The sequence below is a fragment of the Prauserella flavalba genome, from assembly GCF_003202235.1.
Lineage (GTDB): Bacteria > Actinomycetota > Actinomycetes > Mycobacteriales > Pseudonocardiaceae > Prauserella_A > Prauserella_A flavalba.
Genome location: NZ_MASU01000009.1, coordinates 400,798 through 421,280, shown reverse-complemented (window position 1 = coordinate 421,280; position 20,483 = coordinate 400,798). Strand labels below are relative to the sequence as shown.

23 protein-coding genes are annotated in these 20,483 nt (G+C 72.1%); 14 read left to right on the top strand and 9 right to left on the bottom strand.

All coding sequences use genetic code 11. From position 1 onward, the window contains the following. Window positions 1-19: 19 nt before the first annotated feature. The 5 genes from BA062_RS24000 to priA all read left to right on the top strand — a co-directional run bounded on the left by BA062_RS24000 (window position 20) and on the right by priA (window position 4,178). The gene (locus BA062_RS24000; RefSeq protein ID WP_110340395.1) at window positions 20-520 is read left to right on the top strand and encodes a metallophosphoesterase family protein; all 501 of its coding nucleotides are present in this window, start codon (window positions 20-22) and stop codon (window positions 518-520) included. Window positions 521-522: 2 nt separating this feature from the next. Continuing rightward, a complete protein-coding gene (locus tag BA062_RS23995) occupies window positions 523-1,530 on the top strand; it encodes a PHP domain-containing protein (protein WP_110340393.1) in 1,008 nt (335 codons plus the stop codon). Window positions 1,531-1,645: 115 nt separating this feature from the next. Next, complete coding sequence (locus BA062_RS23990) at window positions 1,646-2,767, top strand: MFS transporter (protein ID WP_245959971.1); 1,122 nt, start codon at window positions 1,646-1,648, stop codon at window positions 2,765-2,767. 9 nt (window positions 2,768-2,776) lie between these two features. Continuing rightward, window positions 2,777-3,406 (top strand): imidazole glycerol phosphate synthase subunit HisH, encoded by a 630-nt coding sequence (hisH, locus tag BA062_RS23985; protein WP_168214072.1) that lies wholly within the window; start codon window positions 2,777-2,779, stop codon window positions 3,404-3,406. Window positions 3,407-3,440: 34 nt separating this feature from the next. Then, window positions 3,441-4,178 (top strand): bifunctional 1-(5-phosphoribosyl)-5-((5-phosphoribosylamino)methylideneamino)imidazole-4-carboxamide isomerase/phosphoribosylanthranilate isomerase PriA, encoded by a 738-nt coding sequence (gene priA / locus BA062_RS23980; RefSeq protein ID WP_110340389.1) that lies wholly within the window; start codon window positions 3,441-3,443, stop codon window positions 4,176-4,178. A 6-nt stretch (window positions 4,179-4,184) separates the two neighbouring features. Here the strand turns inward: priA and BA062_RS23975 are convergent, their stop codons facing one another. From BA062_RS23975 to BA062_RS23960, 4 genes are all read right to left on the bottom strand, one after another. Next, window positions 4,185-4,571: a PPOX class F420-dependent oxidoreductase gene (locus tag BA062_RS23975; protein ID WP_110340387.1), complete on the bottom strand. Its 387-nt coding sequence runs from the start codon at window positions 4,569-4,571 to the stop codon at window positions 4,185-4,187. Between the two features lie 34 nt (window positions 4,572-4,605). After that, on the bottom strand, window positions 4,606-5,340 hold the full coding sequence (locus BA062_RS23970; RefSeq protein WP_110340385.1) for an ABC transporter permease: 735 nt from the start codon (window positions 5,338-5,340) through the stop codon (window positions 4,606-4,608). Continuing rightward, window positions 5,337-6,056, bottom strand: a complete 720-nt coding sequence (locus tag BA062_RS23965) for an ABC transporter ATP-binding protein (protein ID WP_110340383.1) — start codon at window positions 6,054-6,056, stop codon at window positions 5,337-5,339. The genes BA062_RS23970 and BA062_RS23965 overlap by 4 nt, the downstream gene beginning before the upstream one ends. A 194-nt stretch (window positions 6,057-6,250) precedes the next feature. Then, entirely contained in the window at window positions 6,251-7,990 is a 1,740-nt protein-coding gene (locus BA062_RS23960) for a hypothetical protein (RefSeq protein WP_110340381.1), read from the bottom strand. Between the two features lie 555 nt (window positions 7,991-8,545). Between BA062_RS23960 and hisF the strand changes: the two genes are divergently transcribed. Beyond that, on the top strand, window positions 8,546-9,319 hold the full coding sequence (gene hisF / locus BA062_RS23950; RefSeq protein ID WP_110340377.1) for an imidazole glycerol phosphate synthase subunit HisF: 774 nt from the start codon (window positions 8,546-8,548) through the stop codon (window positions 9,317-9,319). Then, a complete protein-coding gene (gene hisI, locus BA062_RS23945; RefSeq protein ID WP_110340375.1) occupies window positions 9,316-9,696 on the top strand; it encodes a phosphoribosyl-AMP cyclohydrolase in 381 nt (126 codons plus the stop codon). The genes hisF and hisI overlap by 4 nt, the downstream gene beginning before the upstream one ends. Here hisI and BA062_RS23940 read toward each other — a convergent pair. Continuing rightward, complete coding sequence (locus tag BA062_RS23940) at window positions 9,663-10,280, bottom strand: TetR/AcrR family transcriptional regulator (protein ID WP_245959970.1); 618 nt, start codon at window positions 10,278-10,280, stop codon at window positions 9,663-9,665. The two genes, hisI and BA062_RS23940, sit on opposite strands and share 34 nt — an antisense overlap. 94 nt (window positions 10,281-10,374) lie before the next feature. Here BA062_RS23940 and BA062_RS23935 point away from each other — a divergent pair, with 94 nt between their 5' ends. The 7 genes from BA062_RS23935 to lgt all read left to right on the top strand — a co-directional run bounded on the left by BA062_RS23935 (window position 10,375) and on the right by lgt (window position 16,692). Continuing rightward, window positions 10,375-11,931, top strand: a complete 1,557-nt coding sequence (locus BA062_RS23935; protein WP_110340371.1) for an anthranilate synthase component I — start codon at window positions 10,375-10,377, stop codon at window positions 11,929-11,931. Continuing rightward, on the top strand, window positions 11,924-12,499 hold the full coding sequence (locus BA062_RS23930) for a Trp biosynthesis-associated membrane protein (protein WP_110340369.1): 576 nt from the start codon (window positions 11,924-11,926) through the stop codon (window positions 12,497-12,499). The genes BA062_RS23935 and BA062_RS23930 overlap by 8 nt, the downstream gene beginning before the upstream one ends. 145 nt (window positions 12,500-12,644) lie before the next feature. Continuing rightward, window positions 12,645-13,454, top strand: a complete 810-nt coding sequence (trpC, locus tag BA062_RS23925; protein ID WP_110340367.1) for an indole-3-glycerol phosphate synthase TrpC — start codon at window positions 12,645-12,647, stop codon at window positions 13,452-13,454. Beyond that, window positions 13,433-14,680, top strand: a complete 1,248-nt coding sequence (trpB, locus tag BA062_RS23920) for a tryptophan synthase subunit beta (RefSeq protein ID WP_110340365.1) — start codon at window positions 13,433-13,435, stop codon at window positions 14,678-14,680. Before trpC ends, trpB begins: the two co-directional genes overlap by 22 nt. Further along, entirely contained in the window at window positions 14,677-15,468 is a 792-nt protein-coding gene (trpA, locus tag BA062_RS23915; protein WP_110340363.1) for a tryptophan synthase subunit alpha, read from the top strand. Before trpB ends, trpA begins: the two co-directional genes overlap by 4 nt. A gap of 31 nt (window positions 15,469-15,499) precedes the next feature. Further along, a complete protein-coding gene (locus tag BA062_RS41010; protein ID WP_281271653.1) occupies window positions 15,500-15,634 on the top strand; it encodes a hypothetical protein in 135 nt (44 codons plus the stop codon). A gap of 29 nt (window positions 15,635-15,663) precedes the next feature. Then, complete coding sequence (gene lgt / locus BA062_RS23910) at window positions 15,664-16,692, top strand: prolipoprotein diacylglyceryl transferase (protein ID WP_110340361.1); 1,029 nt, start codon at window positions 15,664-15,666, stop codon at window positions 16,690-16,692. Here lgt and BA062_RS23905 read toward each other — a convergent pair. From BA062_RS23905 to BA062_RS23890, 4 genes are all read right to left on the bottom strand, one after another. Then, window positions 16,636-17,706 carry an NAD(P)H-dependent amine dehydrogenase family protein gene (locus BA062_RS23905; protein ID WP_110340359.1) on the bottom strand — a complete coding sequence of 357 codons (1,071 nt, stop codon included), beginning with the start codon at window positions 17,704-17,706 and terminating at the stop codon, window positions 16,636-16,638. The genes lgt and BA062_RS23905 overlap by 57 nt on opposite strands. Then, window positions 17,703-18,494 (bottom strand): SDR family oxidoreductase, encoded by a 792-nt coding sequence (locus BA062_RS23900; protein WP_110340357.1) that lies wholly within the window; start codon window positions 18,492-18,494, stop codon window positions 17,703-17,705. The genes BA062_RS23905 and BA062_RS23900 overlap by 4 nt, the downstream gene beginning before the upstream one ends. A gap of 172 nt (window positions 18,495-18,666) precedes the next feature. Then, window positions 18,667-19,437: an ABC transporter ATP-binding protein gene (locus BA062_RS23895; protein ID WP_110340355.1), complete on the bottom strand. Its 771-nt coding sequence runs from the start codon at window positions 19,435-19,437 to the stop codon at window positions 18,667-18,669. After that, window positions 19,434-20,480 carry a FecCD family ABC transporter permease gene (locus BA062_RS23890; RefSeq protein ID WP_110340353.1) on the bottom strand — a complete coding sequence of 349 codons (1,047 nt, stop codon included), beginning with the start codon at window positions 20,478-20,480 and terminating at the stop codon, window positions 19,434-19,436. Before BA062_RS23890 ends, BA062_RS23895 begins: the two co-directional genes overlap by 4 nt. Window positions 20,481-20,483: the final 3 nt, after the last annotated feature.

Genomic DNA, 20,483 nt, shown 5'->3' with positions numbered 1-20,483 from the left:
CGAGAGGAGGGCTCGCGGCATGCGCTTGCTGATCATCGCCGACACACACGTCCCGAAGCGCGCCAAGGACCTGCCGGCCGAGGTCTGGGCCGAGGTCGGTCAGGCCGACGTGGTGGTACATGCCGGTGACTGGGTGACTGTCGGCCTGCTCGACGAGCTGGAGTCCCGTTCGCGCCGCCTCATCGGCGTCTACGGCAACAACGACGGCGCCGCGCTGCGCGCGCGGCTGCCCGAGGTCGCGCGCGCCGAGCTGGAGGGCCTGCGCCTGGCCGTGGTGCACGAGACGGGCGCGGCCACGGGCCGCGAGCAGCGGTGCGCGCGGGACTTCTCCGGCACGGACGTGCTCGTGTTCGGGCACAGCCACATCCCATGGGACACCGTCGCGGACACCGGTCTGCGCCTGCTCAACCCCGGCTCGCCCACCGACCGCCGCAGGCAGCCGCACTGCACGTACCTGACGGCGACGGTCGCGGATGGCGAGCTCTCCGGCGTCGAACTGCACACACTGCCACCGAGGTGAGGATGGATCCGGTCAAGGTTCTCCGGCAGATCGCGCTCCACCTGGAACGGGCGGGGGAGCCCAGCTATCGCGTGCGGGCGTTCCGCAAGGCCGCCGCGGTGGTGGACGAGCTGCCCGAGGGCGAGCTGGCCGAGCGGATCCGCGGCGGCACGCTGACGGCGCTGCCCGGCATCGGCAAGACCACCGCCGCGGTGATCGTGGACGCGGTCGAGGGCCGCGAGCCCGCCTACCTCACCGATCTGGAGTCGCGGGGCGCGCCGGGCATCCCGGACGGCGGGGCGCTGCACGCGGCGCTGCGCGGGGACTGCCACACCCACTCGGACTGGTCCGACGGCGGCAGCCCCATCGCGGAGATGGCCGAGGCGGCACGGGCGCTCGGCCACGAGTACCTCGTGCTCACGGACCATTCGCCCCGGCTGACCGTCGCGAACGGGCTCAGCGCGGAACGCCTGCGCAGGCAGCTCGACGTGGTGCGCGAGATCAACGCCGAGCTCGCGCCCTTTCGCGTCCTCACCGGCATCGAGGTCGATATCCACGCCGACGGCACCCTCGACCAGGACCCGGAGCTGCTGGAGGAGCTCGACGTCGTGGTGGCGAGCGTCCATTCGCTGCTGCGCCAGCCCGCCGCGGAGATGACCCCGCGCATGCTCAGGGCCATCGAGAACCCCCGCGTGAACGTGCTGGGGCACTGCACGGGGCGGCTCGTCACCGGCCGGGGCAGGCCGGAGTCGCAGTTCGACGCCGAGGCCGTGTTCACGGCGTGCCGTGAGCACGATGTCGCCGTGGAGATCAACTCGCGGCCCGAGCGGCTCGACCCGCCGAGGCGGCTGCTGCGGCTGGCCAGGGAGATCGGCTGCCGGTTCTCGATCGACAGCGACGCGCACGCGCCGGGCCAGCTCGGCTGGCTGCCGTTCGGCTGCGTGCGGGCCACCGAATGCGGCGTCACCGAGGACGACGTGATCAACACGATGAGCGCCGACGACCTCGTCGCGTGGGCCGCCCGCAGGTGACCATCATCCGCCGAGCCGCAGTGAAGGTGGCCTTCACCGCAGTGGTGGACAAAACAGGTACGCGCGTACTAGAACGGTGGGTGTGACGCGGTCGGCGGTGGTCCCGGAGAGGCCGGTGTCCCCGTTGCGGCACCGCAACTTCCGGCTCACGTTGCTCGCCTCCACCGCCGCGTTCTCCGGCTACGCGCTGCTGTTGCCCGTCGTGCCGCTGTGGGCCGTGCGGCAGGAGGCGGGGACGTTCGCGGCCGGTGCCTCCACCGGCGTGTTCATGGCCAGCACGGTGCTCACTCAGTTCGCCACGTCGGCGTTCGTCCGCCGCCACGGCTACCGCGCGGCGATGCTGCTGGGCGCGCTGTTCCTCGGCGCTCCCACGCCGCTGCTGATCGCCTCGGCCGGTGCGTGGGAGATCCTCGGCATCTCGTTGCTGCGCGGCATCGGCTTCGGGCTGCTCACCGTGTGCGGCAGCGCGCTCATCGCCGAACTGCTGCCCACGGGGTCCCTCGCGCGCGGCTCGGGGCTCTACGGCCTCGCCGCCGGTGTGCCGCAGCTGGCCGGGCTCCCTGTCGGCACGTGGGTCGCCGAGCACTGGGGCTTCCCGCACGTCTTCGTGCTCGCCACGGCGCTGCCGCTGTGCGCGCTCGTGCCGATCCTGCTGCTGCCGAGGCTCCTGCCACGGCACGAGCCGGGCACCGGCTCGGGGCCGCGCGCGCTCGTGCGCGCCACGTGGAAGCCGTGGCTGCCGATGCTCGCCGTCTCCACCGGCTTCGGCGCGCTCGCGACCTTCCTGCCGATCGTGGTGTCGTCCCCGGCCTCGGCGGTCGCGTTGTTCGTCACGCCGGCTGTGGCGATGCTCTCGCGCTGGGCGGCGGGGCACCTCGGCCACCGGCTGGCGGGGCCGGGCCGGATGCTGCCGGGCGGGCTCGCGGTCTCCGCCGCCGGGCTCGCCGGGTTCGCGCTGCTCGCCGACCACCCGGTTCCGGCGGTGGTGGCCGTGGCCGTGTTCGGGCTCGGCTTCGGCGTGGTGCAGAACGACGCGCTGGTCGCGATGTTCGCGCGGGCGCGGGCGGGCTCGGCGAGCGTCGCCTGGAACGTCGCGTTCGACGCGGGCCAGGGACTCGGCGCGGTCGCCGTGGGAGCGATCGTGTCGTGGACGAGCTTCGGCTCGGCGTTCGGCCTGCTTGCCGCCGCGGCCGCGGCACTGCTGCCGGTCGCGCTGCTGGCACGGCGCAACGGTTAACCTGGAGCCGTGCCTCGAGTAGTGATCCTGGACTACGGGTCCGGCAACCTCCGCTCCGCCGAACGCGCCGTACAGCGAGCCGGTGCCGACGTGGAGGTCACCGCCGACCCGCATGCGGCGAGGGAGGCCGACGGGCTGGTGGTGCCCGGGGTCGGCGCGTTCGCCGCGTGCATCGAGGGCCTGCTCTCGGTGGGCGGCGACAAGATCATCGGCACCCGGCTCGCCGGCGGCAGGCCGGTGCTGGGCATCTGCGTCGGCATGCAGATCCTGTTCGAGCGTGGCGTCGAACACGGGGTGGAGGCCAAGGGCACCGGCGAATGGCCGGGCACCGTCGACCGCCTGGGCGCCGACGTGCTGCCCCACATGGGCTGGAACACCGTGCGCGCGCCGGAGGGCTCCGAGCTGTTCGCCGGGCTGGACGAGAACGCGCGGTTCTACTTCGTGCACTCCTACGCGGCACGCTCGTGGGAGCTGGACTCCGAGCTCGCGGGCAGGCAGCCGAAGGTCACGTGGGCCCACCACGGTGAGGACTTCGTCGCGGCCGTCGAGAACGGCCCGCTGTGGGCCACGCAGTTCCACCCGGAGAAGTCCGGCGACGCCGGAGCACAGCTGCTGCGGAACTGGCTGCGCACCCTCTGAGCCCCGGCGCGCCGCCGGTTTTTATAGTGGCCCGGTGACCTTCACCCTCCTTCCCGCCGTCGACGTGGCCGATGGCCAGGCGGTCCGCCTCGTCCAGGGCGAGGCCGGCACCGAGACCTCCTACGGTTCGCCGCTGGACGCGGCGCTGCAGTGGCAGCGCGACGGCGCGGAGTGGATCCATCTCGTCGACCTCGACGCCGCGTTCGGCAAGGGCTCCAACCGCGAGCTGCTCGCCGAGGTGGTGGGCAAGCTCGACGTGCAGGTGGAGCTCTCCGGCGGCATCAGGGACGACGAGTCGCTCGCCGCGGCGCTCGCCACGGGTGCGCGCAGGGTGAACCTCGGCACGGCCGCGCTGGAGGACCCCGCGTGGGCCGCCAAGGTGGTGGCCACCCACGGCGACCGCGTCGCGATCGGCCTCGACGTGCGGATCACCGAGGCCGGGCACCGGCTCGCCGCGCGCGGCTGGACGCAGGACGGCGGCGACCTGTGGGAGGTGCTCGAGCGGCTCGACCGCGACGGTGCCCAGCGCTACGTCGTCACCGATGTCAGCAAGGACGGCACGCTGCGTGGTCCGAACCTCGACCTGCTGCGTGAGGTCACCGCCCGCACCGACGCGCCGGTGATCGCCTCCGGTGGAGTGTCCAGTGTGGACGACCTGAAGGCATTGGCGCGGCTGGAGCGCGACGGCGTCGAGGGCTCCATCGTCGGCAAGGCGCTGTACGCGGGCGCGTTCACGCTGCCCGAGGCGCTCGCCGCCGTCGCGCGGGTCTGATCTCCGTCACTCGTCGAGCTTCACCGCGATGCCCACGGTGCGCTGAGGGCCGCCGCGCAGGCGGCTGAAGAACATCGTGACGCGGCCCGTGATGCCGTACTTGCGGGCGATCACGCGACGGATGCGCTCGGTCGCGTCGTCGTCGAGGATGCGCGCCATGCCGGTGACCGTGCGGCCGTGCGTGGCCCTGCCCCGGAAGTCGCACGCCACCACCTCGACGTGCGGCTCGCGCCGGATCCGCTTGACCTTGCCCGCCGTGCGGACGCTGAACAGCACCAGCTCGCCGTCGTCGGCCGCGATCCACACCGGGGTGGGCACGGCGTCGCCCGACGTGCGGAACGTCGTCAGCAGTACGTACTTCTCGGCGGCCAGCCGCTGCAGTTCTGCTCCCATCCGATCAACGTATCCGGTGCGGGCTGAGAGGTTTCTACGGTGTGCGGCGGCGCAGCGTCGCGGCGCCGAGCAGCAGCGCGAGCAGCGCGCTGCCCGCCACGATGGCCATGTTGCGCACGAGCGTGCCGTCGACCTCGGCCGAGTGGGTCACGTGGTTGAGCGCGTCCACCGCGTACGACAGCGGCAGCACGTCGGAGACCCAGCTGAGCAGCCAGCCCATCTCGTCCCTCGGCTGGAGCAGTCCGCACAGCAGGAACTGCGGTAGCACGATCACCGGCATGAACTGGATGGCCTGGAACTCGGTGCGGGCGAAGGCGCTCACGAACAGGCCGAGTGCCGTGCCGAGCAGTGCGTCGAGCACCGCGACGAGCAGCAGCAGCCAGACCGAGCTCGCGACGTCGAGCCCGAGCCACGTCACCGACACCAGTGCCGCGATCGAGACCTGCGCCACGGCGATGAGCCCGAACGCGAGCGCGTAGCCGAACAGCAGGTCGGGTTTGGCGATCGGCAGCGTCATCAGCCGTTCCAGCGTCGCCGAGGTCCGCTCGCGCAGCGTCGTGACCGAGGTGATCAGGAACATGATCGTGAACGGGAAGATGCCGAGCAGGGCCGGGGCGATGGCGCTGAACTGGGCCGTGGAGTTGAAGACGTAACGCAGGAGCACCATGAGCAGCGTCGGCATCACGAGCATGAGCACGACCGTGCGCGGGTCGTGCCGCAGCTGGGTGAGGATGCGCCGGTTGGTGGCCAGCGTGACGGGGAGGCTCACAGCAGCGCTCCTTCCCTGATCAACCGCAGGAAGGCCTGTTCGAGGTCGGGGGTGCCGGTGCGGCGCAGCAGCCCGTCCGGCTCGTCGTGGGCGAGCAGCCTGCCCTGCCGCATGAGCAGCAGCTGCCCGCAGCGGGCGGCCTCGTCCATGACGTGACTGGAGACCAGCAGCGTCGAGCCGTGCGCGGCGAGCCTGCCGAAGAGGCCCCACAGCTCGTCGCGCAGCACGGGGTCGAGGCCGACGGTCGGCTCGTCGAGCACGAGCAGCTCGGGCTCGCCGAGTAGCGCGACGGCGAGGTTGGCCCTGCTGCGCTGTCCCCCGGAGAGCCTGCCGATGAGCACGTCGGCGTGGTCGGTGAGGTCCACCTCCGCGATCACTCTGTCCACATCGGACTTCGGTGCGCGGAGCACGGCCGCGAAGTAGCGCAGTGCCTCGGCGACCGTGAGATCCGGGTAGATCGCCGGGTTCTGCGTGGCGTAGCCGAGCCGGTCGCGCAGTTCCCGGCTGCCCGCCGGCCTGCCGAGCACGGTGACGGTGCCAGCCTCGACCAGCTGCACGCCCACGATCGAGCGCAGGAGTGTGGTCTTGCCGCAGCCGCTGGGGCCGAGCAGGCCGGTGACGGTGCCGGGCGCGATCTCGCAGCTGACTTCGCGCAGCACCTCCCGGCCACCCCGGCGCACGCGCAGGCCCTGGATCGAGACCGCTGAACTGGCCATGCGCTTAATTCTGCGAGCGTTGAGTTTCCGCCGTCAAGACCGCTCCCCGAACGCAGTGAAGGCCACCTTCACTGCGTTGAACCAACGCAGTGGCGCGCAGCGTCTCCGTTTGGGCGGTGGTGGGAGACGGGTGGGCGCAGGCATGGTGGCCTTCACTGCGGGCGGGTTGGGTTGGGTGGGGTGGGGTTGGGTGGTTACGCCTCGCCGGTTTCGGTCTGGCCGGCGCGAAGCGTGTCGCCGCAGTGCCTGCGGGGCCAGTTCGGGATGTCCCGCTCCACCTGGACCGTGTGCACGCGGGCGTAGGCGCGCAGGTTCTCCAGCATCCGCTCGTCGCGCACCGCGTCCTTGCGGACCCAGTCGCCGTGCGGCGCGCCCTGGTAGATGTCGTAGTGGATCGGGTAGTAGTCGCGGGCCAGGCGCGGGTCGTAGCCGAGCCCGTTGCCCGTGCTCCACGGTTCCCTCGTGTGGATGAAGGTCGGCTTGACCTCGTCGTAGACGTAGTCCTGCTGGCCGCGCAGGTCGTGGTCGCGCACCAGCTCGGCGAATCGGTGGTTGGTCAGACCCGCCATGTCCACCAGGTGCAGCCTGCTGGTCAGCGCCGAGCCGCCGAGGTCGGGGATGAGCAGCGACGCGTTCTGGACGCCCATCACGTCGGCGTAGCCGTTGAAGATGCGCCCGAAGCGGTCGGCGACGTAGCACGCCGAGATGTCCGGCTCCGTGCGGAAGTCCTTGGCCACCGCGCCGAACGCGGCGCCGGTCGGCAGCAGCACGGCCACGAGCCCGACGACGATCCAGACCCGGCCACGCAGCTTGGCGTGGCGCAGCACGTCGGCCGCGGCGAGCGTCGCGACCAGCGAGCCCAGCACCCACACCGGGGTGGCGAAGCGCAGCTGCGACATCCAGTCCGGCTCCAGCACCGAGAACGCCACCACGGCGAGGCCCAGCGGCACCAGCAGCGCGAGCAGCCCCCGCCGCCACCACGCCGGCCTGGCCAGCACCATGCCCACGAACAGGACGGCCACGAGCACGGCCGGGGCGCCCGCGTAGCCGACCAGCTCACCGGGCCTGGTCAGCTCCTGCAGGGTCGGCAGGTCCTGCCGCTTCGCGATCGACGGGCTCGACAGCCAGAGGCCGAACGTCGCGTGCCGCCACACGAAGTACGCCCCGACGGGCACGGCGAACGCGGCGACGGACAGCAGGACGTGCCTGACGCTCGCCGCGATCCTGGGCTTGCGCAGCGTGCCGAGCACCACGAGCGGGTAGACGCCCGCGTAGATGAGTCCTTCCGGACGCGTGAGCGCGGCGGCCGCCGCCAGCAGGCCCATGCCCACCGCGAGCTTGACCCGTAGTAGCCGGTCGTCGAGTACCGCCCGGAACGACAGCACCGCCATCCACGTGATGATCAGCGCGTAGAGCGGGTTCTCCAGGCCGGAGAAGGTCCAGATGACGAACGACGGCGTGACCGCGAGCAGCACGCCGACCGCGAGGGTCGCCAGCCACGGCCGCTTCGTGACCCTGGCCGCAGCCAGGTGGCACGCCCACAGGATGCCCGCGACGAGCAGCAGGGACAGCGCCTTGGGGAAGAGGACGTAGTCGGGGATGCCGAAGATCGTTCCGCGGTCGAAAAGGCCGACGAGCCTGCCGAGCACGAGCAGCGCCGTCCACGTCGGGTTCGAGTAGCCCTCGACGGGCTCGGCGCCGGGCTGGACCACCGGGCCGAGGCCCTCCGCGAAGCTGCGCGCGTACGCGAACGTGATCGCGGCGTCGTCGATGATCCAGTTGCCGTAGAGGGACGCGTGCGCGCCGATGAGGGCGGTGCCGCCCGCCACGGAGGCGACCGGAAGCAGCCGCGCGGCCCGTTTCGGCTTCGCGGCGGCCGGTTCGGCGTCCGGCGTCTCGGAGGCGGTCTGTTCCCCCATCGCGACCGTTGTCATGCGGGCACCCTAAGGAGTCTTCGTGCCGACCAGTCTCGCACCATGAAAGGTTTCCCCAACCCGTGTGAAGCTAACGCTGCGAAGCCGCAGGCGGTTGCCCGCCATCGAGGTAGTACCGAATCGCCGGGCCGACCAGTGCGACGGTCTCGTCCTCGGTCGCCGTCGGCGGTACCTCGAAAACGTAGCGCAACAGGGCGGCCCTCATCATCCGGGCCGCCGCCGACGTCAGGAACCGGAGGAGGGCGACGAACGGTGCCCTGGTGTCCGGTTCTGCCCATAATCGCGGAATCATACGCACGGGACGGGCTCCCTCCGCTCCGGGTCCATTCAGGACCTGCGGGTTTCCGTCCGCCGAGGCGAGCGGAGCATTTTTCGCCGCGGCGAAGAGTTACCGTTTCGTGCCGGGGAAACGGTGCGGCGGCGCGGGTTCCCGCCTGGCTCGGCCGCCATCGCCCGGTGAAGGCGGGCACCATGAAACCGTTACCGAGTAGATATGTCCGGGGGCCCCGCACGGCTGCCGGGCCCGCTGTCGGCGACGGACCTTAAGCTGGGCACATGTCCGTTGCGGTGAGGGTGATCCCGTGTCTCGACGTGGACGCGGGACGGGTCGTCAAAGGTGTGAACTTCGCGGATCTGCGGGACGCCGGCGACCCGGTGGAGCTGGCGCGCGCGTACGACGCGGAGGGTGCCGACGAGCTGACCTTCCTCGACGTCACCGCGTCGTCGGGCAACCGCGAGACCACCTATGACGTCGTGCGCCGCACCGCCGAGCAGGTGTTCATCCCGCTGACCGTCGGCGGCGGCGTGCGGACCACGGACGACGTGAACCGGCTGCTCCGCGCGGGCGCCGACAAGGTCAGCGTCAACACCGCCGCGATCGCCAGGCCCGAGTTGCTGCGCGAGGCGTCGCACCGCTTCGGCGCGCAATGCGTCGTGCTGTCGGTCGACGCGCGCCGGGTGCCGGAGGGGCGCGAGCCCACGGCGTCCGGCTTCGAGGTGACCACGCACGGTGGCCGCAACGGCACCGGGATCGACGCGGTCGAGTGGGCCGCGCGGGGCGAGGAGCTGGGCGTCGGCGAGATCCTGCTCAACTCGATGGACGCCGACGGCACGAAGGCGGGTTTCGACCTGGAGCTGATCCGTCTCGCCCGCGCGGCGGTGCGCGTGCCGGTGATCGCGAGCGGCGGCGCAGGGGCGGTCGAGCACTTCCCGCCCGCCGTCGAGGCCGGCGCCGACGCGGTGCTCGCCGCGAGCGTCTTCCACTTCGGCCAGCTCAAGATCGGCGAGGTCAAGGACGCCCTGCGCGGGGCGGGGGTCGTGGTCCGGTGACGCTCGATCCCGCCATCGCCGACCGGCTCACGCGCACCCCCGACGGCCTCGTGTGCGCCGTCGTGCAGGAGCACAGCACGTCCCAGGTGCTCATGGTGGCGTGGATGAACGACGAAGCGCTGGAGCGCACGCTCACCACGCGGCGCGCGACGTACTACTCGCGCAGCAGGCAGCGGCTGTGGGTGAAGGGCGAGACGTCGGGGCACACCCAGCACGTGCGCGAGGTGCGCCTCGACTGCGACGCCGACACCCTGCTGGTGCGCGTGGACCAGACGGGCCCCGCCTGCCACACGGGCACTCACACGTGCTTCGACACCGACGAGCGCCTGCTGCTCGCCGACGATCAGCCAGGAAGGTCCAGCTCGCCGGTGAGGTAGCGCTGCAGGTTCGGGGCGACGGCGGCCACGAGCGTCTCGATGTCGGCCGAGGCCACCGGATCGATCCGCGCGACGTAGCGGGCCATGCCGAGGCCGATCATCTGGGTCGCGCCCAGGCCGGCGCGCAGCTCGGGGCGGTCGCTGTCGGCGGTCCTGACGACGTCGGTGAAGATCCTGTTGACCAGGATGGTCCGCAGCGTCTGCATGGCCTCGGGCTTGGTGGTGACGCTGCGGATGAGGGCGACGAACGACTCGCCGCCCGCGCCGTCCCAGCGGGTGAGGAACGTGCGCACGATGTTCTCGCCGAGCTTGTCGGGGCCGCCTGCCGTCACCGTCTCGACCACCTCGTTGAGGTCGAACGGCACGTGCAGCACGGCCTTGGCGAACAGGCCCTCCTTGCCGCCGAACCAGTGGTTGACCATCGCGGGGTCGACGCCGGCGCGACCCGCGATGGTCCTGACGGTGGCGCCGTCGTAGCCGCTCTCGGCGAACACGGCCCTCGCCGCCTCGAGCAGCGCGGTCTTCGTGTCCTCGCCCGCGGGGCGGCGGCCCCTGCGCCGGGCGGGCTCCTCTGCGGTGGTCACACCGTCATCATGAACCACCGAGGTCAGGAATTCAACGAATAGTGAATTAATCCCCGGTGGGTGGCGCCGAAAGCCGCGGCGGCACAATAACCGCATGGTAACTGCCCGTTCTGTCGACACCGGTGGCTCCGGGCTCGGGGCGATCAGCCCGAGCCGGGAGGACTTCCGTGCCTTCGCGGAGGACCGGCGCGTCATCCCGGTGGTCCGTCGGCTGCTCGCCGACGCGGACACCCCGGTCGCGCTCTACCGCAAGCTGGCCGGGGACCGCCCCGGCACGTTTCTGCTCGAATCGGCGGAGAACGGGGAGTCCTGGTCGCGCTGGTCGTTCATCGGCGTGCGCAGCCCCGCCGCGCTCACCGTGCGTGACGGCAAGGCCGTCTGGACCGGCACGCCCGTCGTCGGCCTGCCCACCGAGGGCGACCCGCTGACGGTCCTGCGCGAGACCCTCGCGACCCTGCACACCGAGCCGCTGCCCGGCATGCCCCCGCTCACCGGCGGCATGGTCGGTTACATCGGCTACGACACGGTTCGCTGGCTGGAGCGGCTGCCCGAGCTGGCCGAGAAGGACATCGACATCCCCGAGCTGACGATGCTCCTGGCGACGGACCTCGCGGCGTTCGACCACCACGAGGGCACCGTCACGCTCATCGCCAACGCTGTGAACTGGGACAACTCGCCCGAGCGCGTGGACGCCGCCTACGACGACGCCGTCCGCCGGATCGAGGAGATGACCCGGCTGCTCGCCGCGCCCGCGCCCGCGACCAACGCGGTGTTCGAGCGGCCCGCGCCCGAGTTCACGCGGCGACGGGCGAAGGAGGACTTCCACGCGGCCGTCGAGGCGGCCCGCGAGGCGATCCACGCGGGCGAGGCGTTCCAGGTGGTGCCCTCGCAGCGGTTCGAGATGCGCACGGGTGCCGACGCGCTGGACGTCTACCGGGTGCTGCGCACGTCGAACCCGAGCCCGTACATGTACCTCCTGCGGCTGGAGGGCTTCGACATCGTCGGCTCCAGTCCGGAGTCGCTGGTCACCGTGCGCGATGGCAGGGCGACCACTCACCCGATCGCGGGCACGCGCTGGCGCGGTGTCGACCCCGAGGAGGACGCGCAGCTCGCCAAGGACCTGCTCGCCGACGAGAAGGAGCGCGCCGAGCACCTCATGCTCGTCGACCTCGGGCGCAACGACCTCGGCAAGGTCTGCCGCCCCGGTTCGGTGCACGTCGTCGACTTCTTCGCGATCGAGCGGTACAGCCACGTGATGCACATCGTCTCCACCGTCACGGGCGAGCTCGCCGAGGACACGACGGCGTTCGACGCGGTGCTCGCGTGCTTCCCGGCGGGCACGCTCTCCGGCGCGCCCAAGGTGCGCGCGATGGAGCTGATCGAACAGCTGGAGCCCACGCGGCGGGGTCTCTACGGCGGCGTGGTCGGCTACCTGGACTTCGCGGGCGACGCCGACACCGCGATCGCGATCCGCACCGCGCTCATGAAGGACGGCGTGGCCTACGTGCAGGCGGGCGGCGGCGTGGTCGCCGACTCGGACGCCGGGTACGAGGACAACGAGTCGCTCAACAAGGCCCGCACCGTGCTCTCCGCCGTCGCCGCCGCCAACACGCTGGCCCCCGCGACCTCCCTGGACACCACCCGTGTCTGAGAGCCAGGCCAGCAAGCGTCCACTGTGGATAGTGGTGGTCGCGCTGTTGCTCGGCGCCGCCGCACTCTGGGGCGCGTCGGGGCTGACGTGGATCGACGTGCCGCGCGGGCTCACGATCGACGGCAGGCTCGCCGACGACCTTTCCGGCGGCGACCTCATGACGTGGCCGGTGCCGCTGGCGCTGCTCGCGCTCGCGGCCGTGGCCGCCGTGCTCGCCGTCCGGGGCGTGGCCAGGCGGATCCTGGGCGTGCTGCTCGTGGTCGTGGGCGCGCTGATCCTCTACCTCGCGCTCAACGGCGACGCCTACGACGTGGCCTGGTCGGGCTGGGCCCCCGGCTACGACGAGTCGGCGGGAAGCCCGGAGCGGACGTTCTGGGGCCCCGCGGCGGCCGTCGCGGGTGGGGTGCTCGTGCTGCTCGCCGGTGCCCTGCTCACGTGGCGTGGTCACCGCATGCCCCGCATGGGCGCCAAATACTCCGCTCCGGGCGGCCGGCGGGCCGAGAAGGACACCGAAAAGGAACTGTGGGACGCCCTCTCCGACGGCGAGGATCCGACCACGCGGAGTTAGCTCCGGCTCTTTCCCACTGGTGGACAAGGCAATTCCGACCCGGAGCCGGTGTGGCGAACCGCGAGGGTTAGCATCATTTCGGCGGGAAGGGGAAGGTTTTTGTGAGCCACCTTGCGAGTGAACACACAGCCGGTGAGGTTGCCCGGTGAGCATTCTCGAGGACATCGTCGCGGGCGTGCGGGCCGACCTCGCCGAGCGTGAGGCGGCACTGCCGTTCGACGAGCTGAAGCGGCGTGCCGCGGCCGCGGCCCCGCCGCGGGACGTGATGGCGGCCCTGCGCGAGTCGGGCATCGGCGTGATCGCCGAGGTCAAGCGCCGGAGCCCGTCGAAGGGCGACCTGGCCGCGATCGCCGACCCGGCGTCGCTGGCGAAGGACTACGAGGACGCCGGAGCGCGGGTCATCAGCGTGCTCACCGAGCAGCGCCGGTTCGGCGGCTCGCTCGCCGACCTGGACGCCGTGCGCGCCGCGGTGGACGTGCCGGTCCTGCGCAAGGACTTCATCGTCAGCCCCTACCAGGTGCACGAGGCGCGGCTGCACGGCGCCGACCTGGTGCTGCTGATCGTGGCCGCGCTGGAGCAGAACGCGCTCGTCGCGCTGCTCGACCGCGTCGAGTCGCTCGGGATGACCGCGCTCGTCGAGGTCCACAACGCGGAGGAGGCCGACCGCGCGCTCGAGGCGGGTGCGTCGGTGATCGGCATCAACGCGCGGAACCTGCACACCCTCGAGGTCGATCGCGACGTGTTCGGCAGGCTCGCCCCCGGGCTGCCGATGGACACGTACAAGGTCGCCGAGTCGGGCGTGCGCGGTCCCGGCGACCTGATGGCCTATGCGGGCCACGGCGCGGACGCCGTGCTCGTCGGTGAGGGCCTGGTCGCCACGGACGACCCGAAGGGCGCGCTCGTCAAGCTGGTGACCGCGGGATCGCACCCGGCATGCCCGAGGCCGAGCCGGTGACCGAGAAGGACCCCAAACAGCAGCGCACCAGCCACGATCCGGACGAGCGGGGCCACTTCGGCCCCTACGGCGGCCGGTTCCTGCCGGAGGCGCTCATGGGCGCGCTCGACGAGCTGTCGGCCGAGTACGACAAGGCCAGGCTCGACCCCGAGTTCACCGGCGAGTTCGCCCGGCTGCTCTCGGGCTACGCGGGCAGGCCGTCGCTGCTCACCGAGGCGCCGCGGTTCGCCGAGCACGCCGGGGGAGCGCGGATCTTCCTCAAGCGCGAGGATCTGAACCACACCGGCTCCCACAAGATCAACAACGTGCTGGGCCAGGCGCTGCTCACCAAGCGCATGGGCAAGAAGCGCGTGATCGCCGAGACCGGTGCCGGTCAGCACGGCGTGGCCACGGCCACCGCGTGCGCCCTGCTCGACCTCGAGTGCGTGGTCTACATGGGCGAGGTCGACACCGAGCGGCAGGCGCTCAACGTCGCCAGAATGCGGCTGCTCGGCGCCGAGGTGATCCCGGTGAAAACGGGCTCCCGCACGCTCAAGGACGCCATCAACGAGGCGTTGCGCGACTGGGTGACCAATGTGGACACCACGCACTACCTGCTGGGCACGGCCGCGGGCGCGCACCCGTTCCCGGTCATGGTGCGCAACTTCCACAAGGTCATCGGCGAGGAGGCGCGCAAGCAGATCCTCGAGCTGACCGGGCGGCTGCCCGACGCGGTCGCCGCGTGCGTCGGCGGCGGGTCCAACGCGATCGGCATCTTTCACGGCTTCATCGACGACCCGGGCGTGCGCCTGGTGGGACTGGAGCCGGGCGGCAAGGGCATCGAGACCGGCGAGCACGGCGCGACCCTGACCGAGGGCACGCCCGGCACGCTGCACGGCGCGCTGTCGTACCTGCTGCAGGACGAGGACGGGCAGACCATCGAGGCGTACTCGATCTCCGCGGGTCTCGACTACCCCGGCGTCGGCCCCGAGCACTCGTGGCTCAAGGACACCGGGCGGGCGGAGTATCGCGCGGTCACCGACGCCGAGGCGATGGAGGCGTTCCAGCTGCTCTCGCGCACCGAGGGCATCATTCCCGCCATCGAGTCGGCCCACGCGCTGGCCGGTGCGCTCAAGCTCGGCCACGAGCTCGGCGAGGACGGCCACATCCTCGTGAGCCTCTCCGGCAGGGGCGACAAGGACGTGGACACCGCGGCGCGGTACTTCAAGCTCGTGGAGGACGTGTGAGCCGGCTGGCCCAGCTGTTCGAGGGGACCCGCGCGGAGAAGCGGGCCGCGCTGGTCGGCTACCTGCCGGCCGGGTACCCGACCGTCGGCGAGTCGAAGGACCTGCTGGCCGCCACCATCGACGCGGGCGCCGACCTGGTCGAGGTGGGCGTGCCCTACTCCGACCCGGTGATGGACGGCCCCACGATCCAGGCCGCCGCCGACACCGCGCTGCGCAACGGCTTCCGCCTCAGGCACGTGTTCGAGGTGGTCGAGTCGGTCGCCTCGCGCGGCGGGCGCGCCGTGGTGATGACCTACTGGAACCCGGTGTTCCACTACGGCGTCGACCGGTTCGCGAGGGACCTCGCCGCCGCGGGCGGCCTCGGCCTCATCACGCCGGACCTGACGCCGGACGAGGCCGGCGACTGGCTCGCCGCGTCCGACCAGCACGGGCTGGACCGGATCTTCCTGGTGGCGCCCTCGTCGTCGGAGGAGCGCATCGCGCTGACGGCCAAGGCGACCACCGGTTTCGTCTACGCGACCGCGGTGATGGGCGTGACCGGTGCCCGCGAGTCGGTCGGCGCGAGCGCGGCCGACCTGGTGGGACGCACCCGTAAGCACACCGACCTGCCGATCGGCGTCGGCCTCGGCGTGCGCTCCGGTGACCAGGCCGCCGAGGTGGCCGCGTTCGCCGACGCGGTGATCGTCGGCTCGGCGCTGGTGACCAAGGCGGCCGACGGCACCGCCGCGCTGGGCGCGCTGGCCGCCGAGCTGGCCGAGGGCGTCCGCCGCCCCGCCGTGCCCGCCTGACACCGTCGAAGGTCGTGGCGGCCTGACCTCCGTGTTCGGCTGGACCGGGGCGCAGGCGTCGTTGTTCGGGCTCGCGGACGGTGCGTGCCCGCGGATCGCCAAGAGTGAGGGCGGCAAGCCGGTGGTGTCGAGGCCGTGTCCCGCCGAGGTGAGCCTCGACGGCTGAGGCGTCGGCGCTCACGCTACGGTTGCCCCGTGAACACCGCGTCGGCATTCATCCTCGCGAACATCCCGAGCCCGGACCGTGGGGTGTACCACCTCGGTCCGATTCCGCTGCGGATGTACGCGCTGTGCATCATCGTCGGCATCATCGTGGCCATCTGGTGGGGCGATCGCCGGTGGGTGCAACGCGGTGGCAGCAAGGGCACGATCGTCGACATCGCGGTGTTCGCGGTGCCCTTCGGCCTCGTCGGCGGGCGGCTCTATCACGTCATCACCGACAACCAGCTGTACTTCGGTGAGGGCAAGGACCCGATCAGGGCGCTCTACATCTGGGACGGCGGGCTCGGCATCTGGGGCGCGATCGCGCTCGGCGGCGTGGGCGCGTGGATCGCGTGCCGCCGCAGGGGCATCCCGCTGCCGGCCGTCGCCGACGCCATCGCGCCCGGGATCGTCGTCGCGCAGGCGATCGGCAGGCTCGGCAACTACTTCAACCAGGAACTGTACGGCGGGCCGACGGACCTGCCGTGGGGCCTGGAGATCTACCGGCGCGTCGACCCCGACAACCCGCTCGTCGACGACCCGCTGAACGGTGTCGCCATCAGTGACGTGCCCGTGGAGGTCGTGCACCCGACGTTCCTCTACGAGCTGCTGTGGAACCTCGGGGTCGCGCTGCTGATCGTGTGGGCGGACCGCAGGTTCCGGCTCGGGCACGGCCGGGTGTTCGCGCTCTACGTCGCCGGGTACACGGCGGGCCGGTTCTGGATCGAGCTCATGCGCACCGACCAGGCCAACGAGATCCTGGGCCTGCGCGTCAACGTGTGGACCTCGATGATCCTCTTCGTCGGCGCCGTGGCCTACTTCCTCTACGCCCGCAAGCTCGGCTCCCGCGAGGATCCGGAGACGCTCAACACCGACGAGCCGGACGACGACACGGGTGCCGCCGCGGAACCGCCGTCGGACCAGGACGCCCCCGACGGCAAGGACGGGGACGAGAAAAACGCCGACTCAGCGGCGGAGGAGTCCCCTGCCGGTGACGAGCGGAAGGTCGAGCCCGGTCAGTAGGCCGGGCCCGGCGGCCACGACGGCGGGCACGGCGTTCACCAGCCGCATGGCGGTCGCCTTGAGCCCCGCCGTGTTGTGGTCGCCGTCGGTGCCGAGCAGGCGCAGGTCCAGCGTGTAGTCCGGCTCGCCGGTCACCTCGACGCGGTAGCACCCCTGGCCGGAGGGCTGGGGCCAGTCGGGGCCGAGGTCGGGCCGCAGCCGGGTCACGTGCTCCAGCACGCAGGCGGGCCTGCCGCCGAGCATGCCCCTGATCTCGAACCGCAGCGCGGCGGCGGTGCCGCGTTCGATCGTGCCGGACGGGATGTGGAACGTCTCCGGCGCGGGGAGCCGCTCGTGGTGCTCCTCCACGGCGTCGAGCTCCACGCCGAGCCCGGCCGCGAGCTGGCGCACGACGCTGCCCCACGCGAGCGTCAGCACACCCGGTTGCAGCAGCAGGGGTTTCTCGTCGATCGGCGAGCCGAAGCCCATGATGTCGAAGAGGACCTTGCGGTTGTCGTAGGTCGAGTAGTCGAGGATCTCCAGGCAGCGGACCTCGTCGATGCGCTCGCACACGCCGGTGAGCACGAGCGGCAGCCAGTCGTTGGCGAACCCGGGGTCGATTCCGTTGACCCACAGGGACACGCCGCCCTCGGCCGCCGCCTCGCGCACGGGGTCCGACAGCTCTTTCGGCACCACGCCGTCGGGGTACTGGAGGAAGACGGGACTGCTGGAGACCACGTTGACGCCGGCGCGCAGGATGCGGCACAGGTCGTCGAGCGCCTCGGTGATGCGGTCGTCGGCCATCGCCGTGTAGACCACGCAGTCGGGACGCAGGGACAGGAGCGCGTCGGCGTCGGTCGTCGCGGTGACCCCGAGGTCGCGGCCGAGCCCGGCGAGCGCCCCGGCGTCCCTGCCCGCCTTCGCGGGGTCGGAGACCCACACACCCGCCAGCTCCAGGTCGGGGCGGGCGTCGATGCCGGCGATGGCGTGGCGGCCGACGTTTCCGGTGCTCCACTGCACCACGCGAAGGGTCATGTCAGGTCCGGGAGTCCGAGTTCGAGGTTGGGTGCCTGCTGTCCGCCGTCGACCTGCAGCACCTTGCCGGTGACGTACGAGCCCGCGGGCGACGTGAGGTAGAGGATGGCGGCGGCGATGTCCTCGGGGTCGCCGATGCGGCGCAGGGGGGTGGCGGCCTCCATGCGTTCGCGCAGTGCGGGGTTGTCCACCACCACCTGGAGTGCCGAGGTGGCGACCGAGCCCACCGCGACCGCGTTGACGCGGATCTTCGGCGCGAGATCCGCCGCGGCCAGCCGCGTGTACTGCGCGAGCGCTCCCTTCGCGGTGCCGTAGGCGAGGAAGCCGCGGCCGCTGACGCGGCCCATCACCGAGGAGACGTTGACGATCGCGCCGCCACCCGCTTCGAGCAGCGCGGGCACGGCCGCGCGGGTGAGCGCGTGCGCCGTACCGACGTTGAAGCGAAACGCCTCCTCGAGGAACTCCGTGGAGGTGTCGGCCAGCGGGCGGGGGAAGGTGCCGCCGACGTTGTTCACCACGACGTCCAGCCTGCCGAACGTCTCGACGGCGGCGTCGGCGAGCATGCCCGCGGCGGCGGGGCCGGTGAGGTCCGCCGGCACCACGTGCGCCTTGCGGCCCGCGTCGGCGATCCGCGCGGCGACCTCGTCGAGCTGTTCCCTGGTACGGGCGGAGAGCACCACGTCGGCGCCGGCCTCGGCGAGTGCCAAGGCGGTGGCCGCGCCGATCCCGCGCCCCGAGCCGGTCACGACGGCGACCTTGCCGGTCAGCCGGAAACGATCGAGGATCACGCCGAAACTGTAACACGTTCTACCTCGGTGCGGGCGCGGTTACGCCCGGAACGCACGACTCGCGGTCCGGAGCGCACGACTCGCGGTCCTGAGTGCACGACTCGCGGTCCGGAGTGCACGACTCGCGGTCCTGAGTGCACGACTCGCGGTTCTGAGTGCACGACTCGCGGGGTTATGTGGGGCGGCGGACCGGCGCCACCACCGGGTGGCCGTCCGCGGTGTGCAGGACCTCGGTCTCGGCGGCGTAGTGGTCGCGGAGCCGTTGCGGGGTCAGCACTTCCGCCGGCTTCCCCGACGCGGCCACCTCGCCGCCGTCGAGCAGCAGGAGCTCATCGGCGTACTGGGCGGCGAAGGTGAGGTCGTGCAGGGTCGAGACCACTGTCGTGCCGTCCTCGCGGCGCAGCAGGTCGAGCCGTTCGAGCAGGGCCTGCGCGTGCCCGACGTCCAGGCCCGTGGTCGGTTCGTCCAGCAGCAGCAACGACGTCCGCTGCGCGAGCACCCTGGCCAGCACCGTGCGCTGCTGCTCGCCGCCCGAGAGCGTGCGCAGCTTCCGGCCCGCCAGCGCGGTCAGGTCGAGCCGTTCCAGCGTTTCCTCCACAATGGACACATCGGCGGCGCTCTCCCGTGCCAGCAGGCCGAGGTGTGGCGTCCGTCCCAAGAGGACGTAGTCGGTGACGGTGAGCCCGTCCGGCAGCACCGGGTTCTGCGGCGCGTACCCGAGCACGCGGGCCTTCTCCTTGCGGGACGGGGCCTTTCCGTTCAGCTCCACCCTGCCCTGACAGGGCACCAGCCCGGCGATGGCCTTCAGCAGTGTCGACTTGCCCGCCCCGTTGGGGCCCACGATCGCGAACCACCCGCCGCTGGACACCTCCGCGGACACACCGCGCACCACCGGTGTCGCGCCGTAGCCCGCGCTCACGCCCCGCAACCGCAGTTCCGTCACGGCGTCCGCCCCCTGCTCGTGCGCAGCACCACCGCGAAGAACGGCGCGCCCGCGAACGCCGTCACCACCCCGAGGGGCAGCTCACCCGGCAGCGCCGTGCGGGCCACGAAGTCGGCCAGCACCAGGAACACGGCGCCGCCGATCAGCGACAGCGGCAGGATCACGCGATAGCTCGCGCCCGCGAGCAGGCGCACGATGTGCGGCACGACGATGCCGACGAAGCCGATCAGCCCGCTCACCGCGACGGCCGCTGCCGTCGCGAGGGACGCGGCGGCGAGCAGCACCAGCCGGACCCGGCCCGGCCGGATGCCGAGCGAGGCGGCCTCGGCGTCGCCGAGCGTCAGCACGTCGAGCAGCCGCGCACAGCCGCACAGCACCACGGCGGCCACCGCGACGTAGGGCAGCGCGAGCCACAGGTCCCGCCAGCCCGTCACGTTCAGCCCGCCGAGCGTCCACGTGTAGACCTGCTTGATGGTGTCGGTGTTGAGCTGCTGCACGAACGTCTGGATCGCCGTGAGGAACGCCGTGACCGCCACGCCCGCCAGCAACAGCGTCGCCGTCCCGGAGCCGCCCGCCGAGCGGCCGAGCAGCCAGCTCAGCCCCACCCCGCCGAGCGCGCCCGCGAACGCGGCGAGCGGCAGCGGGCCGATCAGCCAGCCCGTCACCGCCGGGACGAACACCACCACGATCGTCGCGGCCATGCCCGCGCCCGCGGCGGCGCCGAGCAGGTACGGGTCGGCGAGCGGGTTGCGGAACACGCCCTGGAACGCCGCTCCCGCGCTGGCGAGCGCGGCGCCGACGAGACCGGCGAGCAGCACGCGCGGCGCCCGCAGCTCCCACACGATCGCCGCCTCACGCTCCGACAGCGGCGAGGTGCCGCCCGTCACCTGGGCGACGAGCTCGCCGAGCACCCGCTGCCAGCCCAGCGCGCCCGACCCGGCCACGAGCGCGAACACCATCGCGGCCAGCAGCACGAGCAGCGCGAGCACCACCGTGCGCGGGCGCAGGCGGGTCGTCGGCGGGCGGGAGCGGGTGCGGAGCATCAG

Coding starts and splice junctions, on each gene's coding strand:
- BA062_RS24000 (WP_110340395.1), top strand. CDS start 20: ATGCGCTTGCTGATCATCGCCGACACACACGTCCCGAAGCGCGCCAAG.
- BA062_RS23995 (WP_110340393.1), top strand. CDS start 523: ATGGATCCGGTCAAGGTTCTCCGGCAGATCGCGCTCCACCTGGAACGG.
- BA062_RS23975 (WP_110340387.1), bottom strand. CDS start 4,571: ATGGGAGCAGAACTGCAGCGGCTGGCCGCCGAGAAGTACGTACTGCTG.
- BA062_RS23965 (WP_110340383.1), bottom strand. CDS start 6,056: ATGGCCAGTTCAGCGGTCTCGATCCAGGGCCTGCGCGTGCGCCGGGGT.
- BA062_RS23960 (WP_110340381.1), bottom strand. CDS start 7,990: ATGACAACGGTCGCGATGGGGGAACAGACCGCCTCCGAGACGCCGGAC.
- hisF (WP_110340377.1), top strand. CDS start 8,546: ATGTCCGTTGCGGTGAGGGTGATCCCGTGTCTCGACGTGGACGCGGGA.
- BA062_RS23935 (WP_110340371.1), top strand. CDS start 10,375: ATGGTAACTGCCCGTTCTGTCGACACCGGTGGCTCCGGGCTCGGGGCG.
- trpB (WP_110340365.1), top strand. CDS start 13,433: ATGCCCGAGGCCGAGCCGGTGACCGAGAAGGACCCCAAACAGCAGCGC.
- BA062_RS23905 (WP_110340359.1), bottom strand. CDS start 17,706: ATGACCCTTCGCGTGGTGCAGTGGAGCACCGGAAACGTCGGCCGCCAC.
- BA062_RS23890 (WP_110340353.1), bottom strand. CDS start 20,480: ATGCTCCGCACCCGCTCCCGCCCGCCGACGACCCGCCTGCGCCCGCGC.